At 69.3% G+C, this 13217-nt stretch carries 10 protein-coding genes; 6 read left to right on the forward strand and 4 right to left on the reverse strand.

Annotated elements, in window-relative coordinates; translation table 11 throughout:
• Nucleotides 1–83 precede the first annotated feature (83 nt).
• From C8D93_RS20885 to C8D93_RS04010, 3 genes are read left to right on the forward strand one after another with little or no spacing between them, the layout of a single operon-like run.
• The gene (locus C8D93_RS20885; RefSeq protein ID WP_211307198.1) at nucleotides 84–2573 is read left to right on the forward strand and encodes a TolB family protein; all 2490 of its coding nucleotides are present in this window, start codon (nucleotides 84–86) and stop codon (nucleotides 2571–2573) included.
• Nucleotides 2570–4684 carry a TonB-dependent receptor gene (locus C8D93_RS04005; RefSeq protein ID WP_146216500.1) on the forward strand — a complete coding sequence of 705 codons (2115 nt, stop codon included), beginning with the start codon at nucleotides 2570–2572 and terminating at the stop codon, nucleotides 4682–4684. The genes C8D93_RS20885 and C8D93_RS04005 overlap by 4 nt, the downstream gene beginning before the upstream one ends.
• Nucleotides 4685–4686: 2 nt before the next feature.
• Nucleotides 4687–5901, forward strand: coding sequence for a hypothetical protein (locus C8D93_RS04010; protein WP_110263890.1), 1215 nt, complete (start codon nucleotides 4687–4689; stop codon nucleotides 5899–5901).
• A 46-nt stretch (nucleotides 5902–5947) separates the two neighbouring features.
• On the opposite strand, the gene gstA is transcribed toward C8D93_RS04010, so the two are convergent.
• Together gstA and C8D93_RS04020 are read right to left on the reverse strand one after the other, a co-directional pair.
• Nucleotides 5948–6562 carry a glutathione transferase GstA gene (gene gstA / locus C8D93_RS04015; protein WP_110263891.1) on the reverse strand — a complete coding sequence of 205 codons (615 nt, stop codon included), beginning with the start codon at nucleotides 6560–6562 and terminating at the stop codon, nucleotides 5948–5950.
• Nucleotides 6559–7692, reverse strand: coding sequence for an NAD(P)H-dependent flavin oxidoreductase (locus C8D93_RS04020; protein ID WP_110263892.1), 1134 nt, complete (start codon nucleotides 7690–7692; stop codon nucleotides 6559–6561). The genes gstA and C8D93_RS04020 overlap by 4 nt, the downstream gene beginning before the upstream one ends.
• A 123-nt stretch (nucleotides 7693–7815) precedes the next feature.
• Between C8D93_RS04020 and C8D93_RS04025 the strand changes: the two genes are divergently transcribed.
• The gene (locus C8D93_RS04025) at nucleotides 7816–8175 is read left to right on the forward strand and encodes a winged helix-turn-helix transcriptional regulator (protein ID WP_110263893.1); all 360 of its coding nucleotides are present in this window, start codon (nucleotides 7816–7818) and stop codon (nucleotides 8173–8175) included.
• A 33-nt stretch (nucleotides 8176–8208) separates the two neighbouring features.
• Here C8D93_RS04025 and C8D93_RS04030 read toward each other — a convergent pair whose 3' ends face one another.
• Together C8D93_RS04030 and C8D93_RS04035 are read right to left on the reverse strand one after the other, a co-directional pair.
• Complete coding sequence (locus C8D93_RS04030) at nucleotides 8209–8559, reverse strand: DUF2834 domain-containing protein (RefSeq protein ID WP_170123884.1); 351 nt, start codon at nucleotides 8557–8559, stop codon at nucleotides 8209–8211.
• A gap of 53 nt (nucleotides 8560–8612) precedes the next feature.
• Nucleotides 8613–9650, reverse strand: coding sequence for an AraC family transcriptional regulator (locus C8D93_RS04035; protein ID WP_110263895.1), 1038 nt, complete (start codon nucleotides 9648–9650; stop codon nucleotides 8613–8615).
• Between the two features lie 113 nt (nucleotides 9651–9763).
• Between C8D93_RS04035 and C8D93_RS04040 the strand changes: the two genes are divergently transcribed.
• Both C8D93_RS04040 and C8D93_RS04045 read left to right on the forward strand, forming a co-directional pair.
• Complete coding sequence (locus C8D93_RS04040) at nucleotides 9764–10666, forward strand: fatty acid desaturase family protein (protein ID WP_110263896.1); 903 nt, start codon at nucleotides 9764–9766, stop codon at nucleotides 10664–10666.
• A 270-nt stretch (nucleotides 10667–10936) separates the two neighbouring features.
• Entirely contained in the window at nucleotides 10937–13168 is a 2232-nt protein-coding gene (locus C8D93_RS04045; protein ID WP_110263897.1) for an NADP-dependent isocitrate dehydrogenase, read from the forward strand.
• Nucleotides 13169–13217 lie beyond the last annotated feature (49 nt).

A 13217-nucleotide genomic window follows, 5' to 3' on the forward strand; every position in this document is an offset into this window, starting at 1 on the left:
GGCGCAGACACCCTTTGCGTTGACCCTTCCTTCCGGCCGGCGCAGGTAGACGGCGCGCCGGGCCGAACCACGCGGAACCGACGGTGTACGCCAACCACCTGCGCAGGGCCCTGACGACGCTGGCCGGGATGCTGATGCTCCCGGCCGGCGCCGCGGTGCTGGTGAGTCACGTCCCCGGAGAGCCCGGTACCGCCGGCGATGCCGGCGTGGGCTACTTCGACGGCGAGTCGTTCTCGTACTACCACGCCCTCGCCCGCGACGCCGCCGTCGTCGCCTTTGCCTCGACCTCCACCGACCTCGCCACTGGCCAGGCCGGCGGCGGCGGACTGCATCTGTTCCAGCAGCGTCTGCTGGTACCGGACGGCAGCGACAACATCCTCATCACCCACGCCTCCGGGTCGGCCGCCGAATGCCTTGCACCCGGTGGCGCGGCGGCGTTCTCGCGCCTGGGCGTCCAGGCCATCAGCGCGGACGGGCGCTACGTCGTCTACGAAAGCCGCTGCGAAAACCTCGATGCGGACCTGCCGGGCGATGCCGGCATCTCGGTCTACCTCTGGGACGCGCAGACCGGCCTCAACACGCTGCTGTCCCGCGATGCCACCACGGCCTTCGCCGGCGGGAACGCGATGATCAGTGCCGACGGCTCGACCATCGTCTACACCGGCGAGGCCGAGGAGCTGGGCCGCGCCGGCGGTCTGGGCTGGGATCGCGTGGTCATCCGCATGGACCGCGTCAGCGGCAGCAAGACCCTGGTCAGCGCGCCGGTGCCGGACGACGGTGTCAGCAGCGCGGACAGCTCGTCTGCGCTCGCCGTCAGCGACGACGGTCGGTACATCCTCTACGGCAGCTTCGCCAGCAACCTCGTCGCCGGACAGGTGGACAACGGCAACGACCCCAACCTGTTCCTTTACGACAGCCTGGCCGGCACCAGCCAGCTCGTCACCCATGCCGCCGGCAACCCGACGACCCCGGCCGAAGACGATTTCTACAGCACCGGCGACGCGGTGCTGAGCGCGGACGGTCGCTTCGTCGCCTACGACAGCGCCGCCACCGACCTGGTGGCCGGCTTCGTCGACGGCAACGGCGTCGATACCGATCTCTACGTCTTCGACCGCGAGACCGGCAGCAACCGCCTGGTCAGTCATCGCTTCGACAACCCGCTGGCGGGCGCCGACGGGGCCAGCTTCGGACCGGGAACGCTGGCACCGACCGGCGGTGCGATCGCCTTCGTCAGCGCCGCCACGGATCTGGTCGCCGGCCAGATCGGTGGCGGCATCCAGGCCTTCCTCGAACCGTCGGCGGCCGACGCGACAGTCCTGCTGAGTCACGTTCCGGGCGATGCGCTCGTCGCCGGCAATGGCGATGCCGCCGACCCGACGCTGGGCGTCGATGGCAGCGTCGTCTACGTCTCGAGTGCGGACGATCTGGCGGCGGACGACGGCAACGGCGCAGCGCCCGACGTCTTCCTGTGGCGCGACGGTGCCAATGCGCTGGTCAGCCGCAATGCCGGCACCGGCATGTCCGCCAGCGGTTCGAGCTTTTCGCCGCAGGCGAACGGCAACGGCGTGCTGTTCGGCAGTTTCGCCACGGACCTCGCCGACGCTCAGCTCGACGGCAACGCCGAGGCGGACCTGTTCTTCGCCGCAGACGCCACGCCGACCCCAAGCCCCACGCCAACGCCCACTCCAACACCAACGCCTACACCCACACCTACACCCACACCTACACCCACACCTACGCCGACGCCGACGCCTACGCCTACGCCTACGCCTACGCCGGTTCCGACACCCACGCCGGTTCCGACTGCGGTCCCGACCCCAACACCCGCGCCCACACCGCTTCCGACGCCGACTCCGACGCCCAGCCCGACACCCGCGCCAACGCCCGCGCCGACGCCCAGTCCGACACTTACACCTACGCCCGCGCCGACGCCCAGTCCGACGCCTGCACCGACGCCCACACCGGTGCCGACGCCATCACCCAGCCCCACGCCCACGCCGACGCCTTCGCCGAGCCCGACACCCGCGGCCACGCCGCCGCCGGTCGTTCCGCCGCCCACACCGACACCGACGCCCACACAAACGCCCGCACCGACCCCCTCTCCGGTGCCTACGCCGACACCCGGGCCGCAGGTCAACGTCGTCACCTCGCAGGTCACGCTCGGCGAGGGATTCGAAACCGACATCTGGATCGAGCTGGACGCGCCGCGCCCGACGCAGACGCGCGTGGACTTCACGGTCGGCAGCGTGCACGGACAGCCGGGTGCGTCGCCGGACGACTACGAGATCGCCGCCAGCCCCATCGTCATCCCGGCCGGCAGCACCCGCGCCGCGATCCGCTTCCTGGCCCTGCACGACGACCGCGTCGAGGTCGAGGAGTGCCTGTTGCTGAGCCTGCTGCCGGGCGCCGATGTCTCGCCCGGTCCGCGCGCCGATGCCCTGGTGCTGATCGGCAATGACGACGGTTCCGACGACGCCGGTGGCGGCGCACTGCCATCGAAAAATCTGCTGGCCTTGCTCGGCCTGCTGCTGCTGCGTCTCGGCCGTCCGGACAGAGGTCGGCGATGGCGATGAAGGAGCTGCGCGGCCGATGGCACCGCCGGGCCGCTGCCGTACTGGTCATCGCCGGCCTGCATCTGCCCGTCGCGGCGCAAGACCCGGATGTGGCGCAGCTCGTCTTTCCGGAAGGCCGCGAAACCTACACCGTCGATGACGACATCGTCATCCGCTTCGACCCGCAGGCCGCACAGTGGAACGACGCCTGGCTCGTCGAACTCGATGCGCTCGATGTCACCGCACTGGCTGTGCGCAGCGGCTACGGTCTGATGCGGCTGCGCCCGGTCAAGCGGCTCGCGCCCGGCACGCATCGCCTGCGCCTGATCCGCGAGACGGCAAGCCGCGAGCTGATCGAGGTGGCCGTCTGGGAACTGGAACTGCAGCGCCCGGAACGACAGATCGAGGCCGGGATGGTCTACGCCGCCGACGTCCAGGGCAGCAGCACGGTGCTCAACAGCGAGGACCTCGACGAGGCGCGCGAGCATGTCGTCAGCGGCAGCCTGCGGCTCGAACCCTCGCTGCGCAGCCGCCATCTGGCCGTGCAGGCTGCCGCCAATCTCTACGCCAGCAGCAACGCCGACCGACTCGGTCAGGACGATCTCGAACTCGGCGATTTCCGCGTGAGCGCGGGCAGCGAATCGCTGCAGCTCGTCGCCGGTCATTTCGCCGCCGCGACCGTGGACGGCCGCCCCTACGGAAGTCTCGCCTACGACGGCGTCAGCCGCCGCGGCGTCGGTCTGAGTGCCCGCCTGCCAGTCGCCGGGGCCAACCTCGCCGTGTTCTCGCAGGGCTCGGAGCCGGTCAGCGGCTTTCGCCGGGGATTCGCCCTCTCGCGGCCCGAGCAACGCCTCAGCGGCGGCATGCTGGCACTGCAGCCGCTGGCCGGCGACGATCACCGCGTCGACCTCACACTGGGCTACATCGAAGGCCGCAGCCTGAGCGGCGGAACCGCGATCTACGACGCGGGCATCAATGACTTCGCCTATACGCCGGGAGTCGACGGCAGCGTCGGCAGCGCGGTGCTCGACACACAGTGGCTGTCCGGCGCGCTGGCGCTGCGCGCCGAATACGCGCGCAGCGAACGGCAGTTTCCGATGGTGATGGGCGTGCCGGTCGATCCGGTGCGCGACGACGCGCAGGTCTACACGCTCAGCTACCGGCCGCTCGACGGCATCGCGCTCGGCGCGCACCGGCTCACGAGCCACCTCACGCTCGAACACCAGAAGGTCGGCACGGCGTTTCGCAGCGTCGGCGCGCCCGGCGGACTGGTCGACCTCGACCAGAACCGCATCGCCGCCGGCCTGCAGTACGCGACCGTGGCGCTGGACGTCTCGGCCACGCGCTCCGAGGACAACGTCGCCGACGGCCCGCTGCCGACGACACGGGCCGACAACCTGTTCGCGCAACTCGGCTGGACACCGAAACTGACCGGCTGGACGCTGCCGCCATTCCTGCAGCAACCCAGCCTGAGCGTCGGCGCAGGCCGCGACCGGCGACGCACCGTGGCCTTGCCGGAGAACGACGCGGGCTTTCGCGCCGACGACGACAGCCGCAGCCTGACGACCTCACTGTCGTTCGTGCAGCCCTACGGCGACTGGAGCCTGAACTACAGCCGCTCGGCCACCGACGACCGCACCGGGCAGGCCCAGGCCTACCGGGGCGATTCGGGATCGATGGACATCAGCTTCTATTTCGGCGACCGGCTCAGCCTGAGCGCGCAACTGTTCACCGACCTGTCGCGTCAGCTGCAACTGCGCGCCGGCGACGCCGATCCGTTCGCCTTCTCGCTGCCGAAGACCGCCACGCGCACGCACAGCGGCACGCTGTCGCTGCAGTGGCAGGTCGTGCCCGAGCGCTGGCAACTCTCGCTCGGCTACTCGGCGGACCGCTCGCGCACATCGGACGAGACTTACCGGACGCGCGGCGAGCAGGTGGACGTCGGCTCGAACTGGCGCGTCTGGCAGCTCAACCTGTTCGTGCGCGGCAGCTATCAGCGCATGCGCGATCGCAGCCTGATCCTGCCGTTCGAGGACGAGAACGGCATGCCGTCCGCGCCGGAGTACAACCGGTCCCGGCGCGAGAGTTACCAGGCCTTCGCCGGCCTGTCCTTGAACTTCAGCGGGGAGTGATCATGCGCATGCCCGGGCAGCACGTATTCCTCCAGGCCGCCGTCGCGCTGGTGGCGCTGTGCGCCCTCCCGGCCCACGCCGAGATCGTTGCCGCCAGCGGCAGCAGCGGTGCACGGGCGGTCGTCGGCGCCGGCACGCGCGTTGCCATCGACTGGCGCGTGCAGGTGGCCGGCACGCAACCCGACCGCTCGCTGGCGGTGATCTCCTCGGAGGCTTTCATCACGCTGGAAGGCGACGTGAACGATCCCGTCAGCATCCGCGTGGGCCAGCCGCTCAAGCGGCTGCTGCCGCCCACGGCGGCGCCGGCCACGCAGACCGCCGTGTTCCGCGAGCAGCTCGGCGTGCCGGCGCCCATCGCCGACCTCGCGCTGGCAACGGGCCTGCGCATCTTCGTCGTACGCGAGTTCCGCGACCAGGAGACGGCGACGCCGGTCGTGGCGATGGCGCAGATTCCGCTCGGCGGCGGCAACAGCGCGCGGCTGTCGGTCTCGCGCATCGTGCTGCGCTTCCCGGACGGCGCCAGCGACAAGATCCTCGCCCGCCATGCGCGCAGCCACGTACTGGCCGAGATCCGCTACACCGGCGCCGGTCGCCTGCACGCGGTCTGGGAGATCGCCGAGCCCAGCAGCACCGCGGGCGAGCCGATGTTCCGCACGCTGAGTTCGGTGCATCGCAACCTGGTGCGCGGGTCGCGCGAGCTGCTGCTGCGCTCGCCGGGATTGCCGAGCGGCATGGAAGGCTTGCACCTGCTGCGCCTGCGGCTGATCGCGCCGGACGCGGCGCGCGCCGTGATCATCCGCTACGCGGTCAACGCCGCGATGCCGTCGGCGCCCGAGCCCGCGCGGCTGATCGCCCACGCGCCCGCGGCGGGTGCCGTCTACCGGCCGGATCAGGGCTTCCACTGGTCGCCGGTCGAGAACGCGGCGGTCTACCAGATCGAGTTCTTCACGCGTGAAGCCGGCGACATCGGCGACCGCCTGCCCGAACTGGGCGGCACCGGCGTCGACGATCGCGAACCGGCGTCCGCGCCGGCCGAAGAGCGCTATCCCGATGCCGGCATCATGGTCACGGCGATCAGCACGCGCGCTTCGCTGTCGCGGCTCACGCTCTCACAGCTCACGCCCGGCCGCGTCTACGACTGGCGCGTCACTGCCTACGATGCGCAGGGCCGGCTCATCGGCGCCTCGGCGCTGCGCGGCCTCGCGATCCCGCCGTGAGAACGGCGGCGGGCCCGCGCGCGAGCCCGCCGCGTCGAAAGCACGCTCAGGCCGACTTGCCCGCCTTCTCCGCCGCGTGCGCCTTCTGCACCGAGGGGCGCTCGGCAATGCGGGCGTGGAAGGCCTTGAGGCCCGGCCACTGGCCCAGATCGATGCCGACGAAGCCGGTCCAGTTGAGCACGGTGTACAGGTAGGCATCGGCCACCGTGAACGCATCGCCCATCAGGTAGGGGCCGTCGCCGATCGTCGCCTGCAGCCAGGCGAACTTCTTCGCCAGCCGTTCGCCGGCGGCCACCTTCTCCGCATCCGCCGTGCCGGGGATGAAGAAGGTGCTGAAGCTCTTGTGGATCTCGGAGTTGACGTAGCCCAGCCACTCCTGGAGACGGTAGCGCGCCATCGTGCCGTTGGCGGGCGCCAGCCCGGCGTCCGGCTTGCGGTCGGCGAGGTACTGCAGGATCGCCGGGCCTTCGGTCAGCACGCCGCCGTCGTCCAGGCCCAGCGCCGGCACATAGCCCTTGGCGTTGATCTGCAGGTAGTCGCCGCCATCGGCGGTCTTCTTGGCCTTGGTATCGACGCGCACGATCTCGTGCGGCAGGCCCAGCTCGTGCAGCACGATGTGCGAGGCCAGCGAACAGGCACCGGGACTGAAATACAGTTTCATGCGGATTCTCCTTCGGGGTGGGTGGAGGGATCGAGAGCGGTGCTGCTGCGCACGAAGCGGCCGAACGCCGCATCGGTCTCGCGCACCAGCGCCGAAAACAGTTCGCTCGCGCGACGATGACGTAGCAGCGGCGCCGCCTGACCCGACCACAGCGACATCAGGCCGGGCCGCTTCTGCTCCAGGGCGGCGGCGCGCAAACCGCCGGCGAACCAGCCCTGGATCGGGTACGGCAGGATTTCGGACTCGCGGCCGCGCCAGTCGTCGACGAACTCATTGTGGATGCCGCGTGCCAGCCGGCCGCTGAAGGCGCGCGTCAGCGCCGTGTACCGCGCCGCATCGCTGAACAGCTGTTCGCGGTGCAGCGGCGTGGTACCGGATTCCTCGCAGGCCAGAAACGCCGTGCCGATCTGCACGCCCTGGGCCCCGAGCATCAGCGCCGCGGCCACGCCGCGACCGTCGGCAATGCCGCCGGCGGCAATCACCGGCGCGCGTACGCGATCGACGATCTGCGGAATCAGCGCCAGCGTGCCGGTCAGCGAGTCCTCGGCGCTGCGCTGGAAGGACACGCGGTGTCCGCCGGCCTCCATGCCGCTGGCGACGATCAGATCGACACCGGCCGCGTCCATCGCCAGCGCCTCGTCCAGCGTCGTCACCGCACCGGCGGTGACGATGCCGCGCGCGCGGCAGGCGTCCAGCACCGACGCCGAAGGAATGCCATAGACGAAGCTGAACACGGCCGGCCGCACGTCGAGCAGAGCCTCGACCTGCTCCTCGAAGCGCCAGCCGTAGCGCGCCGGCATCGCCGGCGGCTCGATGCCCAGTGCCGCGTAGTACGGCGCGAAGCGCGCAAGCGCCTGCGCGAACTGCGCCTCGCTCAGCGTCAGCCCGCCGTCATCGTGATTGGACACCCAGAGGTTGAGATTGAAGGGCCGCTCGGTGCGCGCGCGCAGTTCCGCACCCAGCGTGCGGATCTGTTCCGGACCCAGATGCTGCACGCCGAACGATCCGAGCCCGCCAGCCTCCGATACCGTGGCCAGCAGCGCCAGCGATGACAGGCCGCTGCCGAAGGGTCCCTGCACGATCGGATACCGCAGGCCCAGGCGTTCGGTGAAGGCATTGCGCTGCCACATGCGACGGCTCCGTTCGACGTGTGGCCGGCACTATAGGTGCTCTGGTTACGTTTGGGAACCACATTACTTGCGGAAACCCAGAAAATCGGGTTTCCTCGCGGTAACCGCCCCACTGCCAACGCCATGGTCAAAGTCCGCAAGAGCAAGGTCGATCCGCCATGCAACGGCGAGTGCCCGCTGTCCGACTGCATGCGCCTGATCGCGGGCGCGTGGGCGCCGCACGTGATCTGGTACCTGCGCGAAGGCCCGCGCCGCTTCAGCGAACTCAAGGGCGACATCCGCGCCGTGACCGCCAAGGTCCTCGCCGAACGCCTGCGCCAGCTCGAAGCCGACGGTGTCGTCCACCGGCAGGTCATGCAGACCTCGCCGCCGACGGTCGAGTACTCGCTGACCGAACTGGGCGCCGAACTGACGCCGGCGATCGCCGCGATCGTCAGCGTCAGCGAGCGCCTGAAGCGCCAGCGCGGACGGCTCGGGGCATAGAACGCCGCCGGAACCGGCGCCCCCGCACAGCGCTCAGGCGGCGTCGGCCGGCACGGCCGTGCGCTGCGCGCGCAAGCGGCGTTCGCGCAGCAGCAGGAACAGGCCGAGGCCGAAGCCCAGGCTGACGAACACCGTCGCCGGCACGAGTACCAGCGATCCGCGCATGTCGAGCCGCAATGCCTCGAACACCATCCACAGATTGACGAGGACGTAGGTCGCCGTCAGGTCGATCAGGGCCACGGTCGCGGCGTCGTTCACCAGGCATTGCCGGATCCAGTCGAGCCATCCCGCGTCCGGCTGTTGCAGGTACTGCAGGTTGTAGTACCAGCCCCAGACCGCGGCCACGACGGCAAGGACCCCGTAAACCGCTTCGCGCACGGACATCGGCTTCTCCTCCCTGGGTGATCCTGCAGCGGCACGGGGCCGCCGCCTGCACATCACTGAACCACACCGTCGCGCTCGCCGAGCGCGCGTCGACGATACTCGCCGGGCGACACGGCCTGCCAGCGCCGGAAGGCGCGGGTGAAGCTCGCGGTATCCGAATAGCCGAGCTGGATGGCCATCTCGTCCAGCGTCATCTGCGTCCCGCGCAGCAGTTGCTCGGCGAGCTGCCGCCGCTCGCCCTCCACGATCTGCCGGAACGTCGTGCCCTCGGCATCCAGCTTGCGGCGCAGGCTGCGGGCCGACATCGCCATGGCCGCGGCCACCTCCTCGATGTCGGCCACGAGCCCGGACGGACCGAGCAACTGCGCGCGGACCTGCCCGGTCAGCCCGCCCTGCTTGCGCCGCTCGAGCTGCTGGCGGCACTGGTCTTCGAGCATGCGAACCAGATGCGCGTCGAAGGTCGGCAGCGGCTTGTCCGCGGCCGCACGCGGAATCAGCAGCGCGTTGCGCCCGCAGCCGAACGCGGGCCGCACGCCGCACAAGGCCTCCAGGCTCGTCGCATAGTCGGGCTCCGGAATCTGCAGCTGCAGCGCCTGGACGTGCAGACCGGTGAGGCTCAGTTCGCGGATCAGGTGGATCGCCGTGGCCATGTCGCGCTCCAGCAGGAACTGGCGCAGGTGCCGCGGAATCTCGTCGGGGTCCATGCGGATACCGAGCACGTCGTCCGCCTCGAGCATGCCGATCCGGCAGTACGCCGTGCTCAGCGGCAGATACCGCAGCGCGAGCCTGAGCGCGTCGTGCAGGGTACGGCTCGTGCGCAGGGCGAAACCCCAGATGCCGAAGGTCGCGACGTTGTACTGCAGGCCCAGCCGGAAGCCCAGGGCCGGCACGTCCGGCAGCGCCAGCATGAGGTTCTCGACCAGGCGCATCTCCTGGTCGCGCGTGATCAAGGCTTCCGCGTCGAGCAGCCGTTCCGGCTCGATGCCGGTGCCGAGCAGGCAGGTTTCCTCGCTCACGCCATGGCCGGCGGCGAAATGGATCATCACCTGGCTGATCGCGACGGGATGCAGGATTTCGGCGCCCGGGCTCATGGGCCCGGATTGTAGGCCGCTGACCGGAAGTGCACGGTGGCTGGCCGCGTCTGCCCTGTAGGCCGCTCCGCCGCCGGCGTAGCCTGCGCAACGTCCCGATCCCGGAGTAGCGCATGTCCGCCGACCTCGCCGCCTTGAACAAGCAGGCCATCCTGGCCGCCCAGCAGCACATGAACCGCGTGGCCTGGCCGACCGTGCTGCTGGTCACCGCCGTGCTCGCCGGTTTCGTCGCGACGCTCGGGCTGTTTGCCGCCGGCCTGATGCCGGCATGGATCGCGACGCCGCTGATCGCCGCGCTGACCTACATGTCATACACGCCGTTGCACGAGGCCGCGCACGGCAACATCCACGGCGGTCGCGACCGCCTCAAATGGCTCAACGACCTGTGCGGCTACCTCGTCGCGCCGATCATCATGGTGCCGTACGGCTCGCACACGGTGGAGCATTTCACCCACCACCGCTACACCAACCAGCCCGACAAGGACCCGGACTACGTCGTCAGCCGCATGGGCGCCGGCCCGGTCGCGGCCTTCCTCACCGTGTTCCGCTTCCTGTGGGTGCAGAACAGCTTCTTCGTGCAGAACCACTGGGCCAAGGCCACCCGCAGCGAGCGCCTCACCTACCTCGCCGAGATTGCCGTGTCGGTGGGCTGGCGCGCCGCCTTCCTGGTTCTGGTTTCGCAGCCGGGCACCGTGGCCGTCATCGTCCTCGGCTACATCCTCGGCGGGCTGTTCACCGCCTACTGGTTCGCCTACCGCCCGCACATCCCGTATCGGGACCCGGCGCGCTACCGCAACACCAACAGCCTGATCATGCCGCGGTGGATGAAGCCGTTCGAATGGTTCTGGCTGGGCCAGAACCTGCATTCGATCCACCACCTGTTTCCGCGCGTGCCGTTCTACCGTTATCACGTCCTGCACCGCGAGATCGAACCTGTCCTGCGCGCCCACGGCACGCCGATCGTCGGCGTGTTCAGCCGCAAGCCGGTCCCGAACCCCGTGGCGGAGGCCTTCTAGCCCGCATTTCTCGCAGGGGGGGCGTGAAGTCTTCAGCCCAGTCCGGTACCGGCGCGAGGATCGAAGGCGACCCTGTGAGAAATGCGGGCCGGGACGGGCTCCCGGCGGCCGGCCGCCAACACCGGCCCTCAGGCGCGCTAACATGCGGCCCCACCGCAGTGAGCCGGCCGCGGAAGCACGGCACGCCGCGCGACGCCCCGTAACGGGCGTCGCCGCTGTTTATGCGCTTCCTGTCGCCGATTCCGTCCAGAACCGCCGGGAGTCGAACGCTTGAGCAAGCAACAGTCCGCCATCATCTACACCCTGACCGATGAGGCGCCGATGCTGGCCACCGCATCGTTCCTGCCGATCGTCGAGGCCTTCACCGCACCGGCCGGCATCCAGGTCAAGACCAGCGACATCTCGCTGGCCGCCCGCATCATCGGGGAGTTCCCGGAATTCCTGAGCGAGTCCCAGCGGCTGCCGGACAATCTCGCCGAGCTGGGCCGGCTGACGCTGCAGCCCGACACCAACATCATCAAGCTGCCCAACATCAGCGCGTCCGTGGCGCAGCTGCTGGCCGCGATCGAGGAGCTGCGCGCCCAGGGCTACAAGCTGCCCGACTATCCCGAGAACCCCGTCACCGACGAGGAGAAGGCGATCCGCAAGCGCTACTCCAAGTGCCTGGGCAGCGCCGTGAACCCGGTGCTGCGCGAAGGCAATTCCGACCGCCGCGCGCCCAAGGCCGTCAAGGAATACGCCCGCCAGAACCCGCATGCGATGGGCGAATGGAGCCAGGCGTCGCGCTCGCACGTGTCGCACATGCACCACGGCGACTTCTACCACGGCGAGAAGTCGATGACGCTCGACCGCGCGCGCAAGGTGAAGATGGAGCTGCTGACTAAGAGCGGCAAGACCATCGTCCTCAAGCCCGAGGTGGCGCTGCAGGACAAGGAAATCATCGACAGCATGTTCATGAGCAAGAAGGCCTTGCTCGACTTCTACGAAAAGCAGATCGACGACGCCTACCAGACCGGCGTGATGTTCTCGCTGCACGTGAAGGCGACGATGATGAAGGTCTCGCACCCCATCGTCTTCGGGCATTGCGTGCGCATCTTCTACCGCGACGCCTTCGCCAAGCACGGCAAGCGCTTCGAGGAACTGGGCATCAACGTCAACAACGGCATGGTCGATCTGTACAGCAAGATCGCCAAGCTGCCGCAGAGCGAGCAGGACGAGATCAAACGCGACCTGCACGCCTGCCACGCCAACCGCCCCGAGCTGGCGATGGTCGATTCCTCCAAGGGCATCACCAACTTCCACTCGCCCAACGATGTCATCGTCGACGCGTCGATGCCGGCAATGATCCGCAACGGCGGCAAGATGTACGGCGCCGACGGACGCCTGAAGGACGTCAAGGCAGTGATGCCGGAATCGACCTTCGCGCGCATCTACCAGGAGATGATCAACTTCTGCAAGACGCACGGCGCCTTCGACCCCCGGACCATGGGCAGCGTCCCCAACGTCGGCCTGATGGCGCAGCAGGCCGAGGAGTACGGCTCGCACGACAAGACCTTCGAGATTCCCGAAGACGGCGTCGCCAACATCACCGACGTCGATACCGGCGAGGTGCTGATGTCGCAGAACGTCGAGACCGGCGACATCTGGCGCATGTGCCAGGTCAAGGACGCGCCGATCCGCGACTGGGTCAAGCTCGCCGTCACCCGCGCGCGCCAGTCCAAGACACCGGCAGTGTTCTGGCTCGACCCCTACCGCCCGCACGAGCACGAGCTGATCCAGAAGGTCGTGAAGTACGTGCAGGAGCACGACATCAAGGGGCTGAAGATCGAGATCATGTCGCAGGTGCGCGCCATGCGGTACACGCTGGAGCGCGTGATCCGCGGCCAGGACACGATCTCGGTGACCGGCAACATCCTGCGCGACTACCTCACCGACCTGTTCCCGATCATGGAGCTGGGCACCAGCGCCAAGATGCTGTCGATCGTGCCGCTGATGGCCGGCGGCGGCATGTACGAGACCGGCGCCGGCGGCTCCGCGCCGCGGCACGTGCAGCAGCTCGTCGAGGAAAACCATCTGCGCTGGGATTCTCTGGGCGAATTTCTCGCGCTCGCCGCCAGCCTCGAGGATCTCGGCGCCAAGACCGGCAACGCCCGCGCCAGCCTGCTGGCCAAGACCCTGGATGCGGCGACCGGCAAGCTGCTCAACAACCGCAAGAACCCGTCGCCGAAGACCGGCGAGCTGGACAACCGCGGCAGCCAGTTCTACCTCGCGATGTACTGGGCGCAGGCGCTGGCCGAGCAGACCGAGGACGCCGAACTCGCCGCGCACTTCGCGCCGCTCGCGAAAAAGCTGGCGGACAACGAGCAGACCATCGTCGCCGAGATGGCGGCCGTGCAGGGCAAGCCGGTCGACATCGGCGGCTACTACCACCCGGACCGCGAGAAGATGGCCGCGGTGATGCGGCCGAGCGCGACCTTCAACGCCGCCCTCGCGGAACGCTGATCCGCCTGCGGGCCGCGGGCGGCATCGCCGGCGTCACGTCCGGAGATGC

The organism is Sinimarinibacterium flocculans, assembly GCF_003201205.1.
Taxonomy (GTDB): Bacteria; Pseudomonadota; Gammaproteobacteria; order Nevskiales; family Nevskiaceae; genus Solimonas; species Solimonas flocculans.

Bases quoted from the DNA above. Each gene is read 5' to 3' on its own strand.
- C8D93_RS04005 (WP_146216500.1), top strand. From the start codon at position 2,570: ATGAAGGAGCTGCGCGGCCGATGGCACCGCCGGGCCGCTGCCGTACTG.
- C8D93_RS04025 (WP_110263893.1), top strand. From the start codon at position 7,816: ATGGTCAAAGTCCGCAAGAGCAAGGTCGATCCGCCATGCAACGGCGAG.
- C8D93_RS04035 (WP_110263895.1), bottom strand. From the start codon at position 9,650: ATGAGCCCGGGCGCCGAAATCCTGCATCCCGTCGCGATCAGCCAGGTG.
- C8D93_RS04040 (WP_110263896.1), top strand. From the start codon at position 9,764: ATGTCCGCCGACCTCGCCGCCTTGAACAAGCAGGCCATCCTGGCCGCC.
- C8D93_RS04020 (WP_110263892.1), bottom strand. From the start codon at position 7,692: ATGTGGCAGCGCAATGCCTTCACCGAACGCCTGGGCCTGCGGTATCCG.
- C8D93_RS04030 (WP_170123884.1), bottom strand. From the start codon at position 8,559: ATGTCCGTGCGCGAAGCGGTTTACGGGGTCCTTGCCGTCGTGGCCGCG.
- C8D93_RS04010 (WP_110263890.1), top strand. From the start codon at position 4,687: ATGCGCATGCCCGGGCAGCACGTATTCCTCCAGGCCGCCGTCGCGCTG.
- gstA (WP_110263891.1), bottom strand. From the start codon at position 6,562: ATGAAACTGTATTTCAGTCCCGGTGCCTGTTCGCTGGCCTCGCACATC.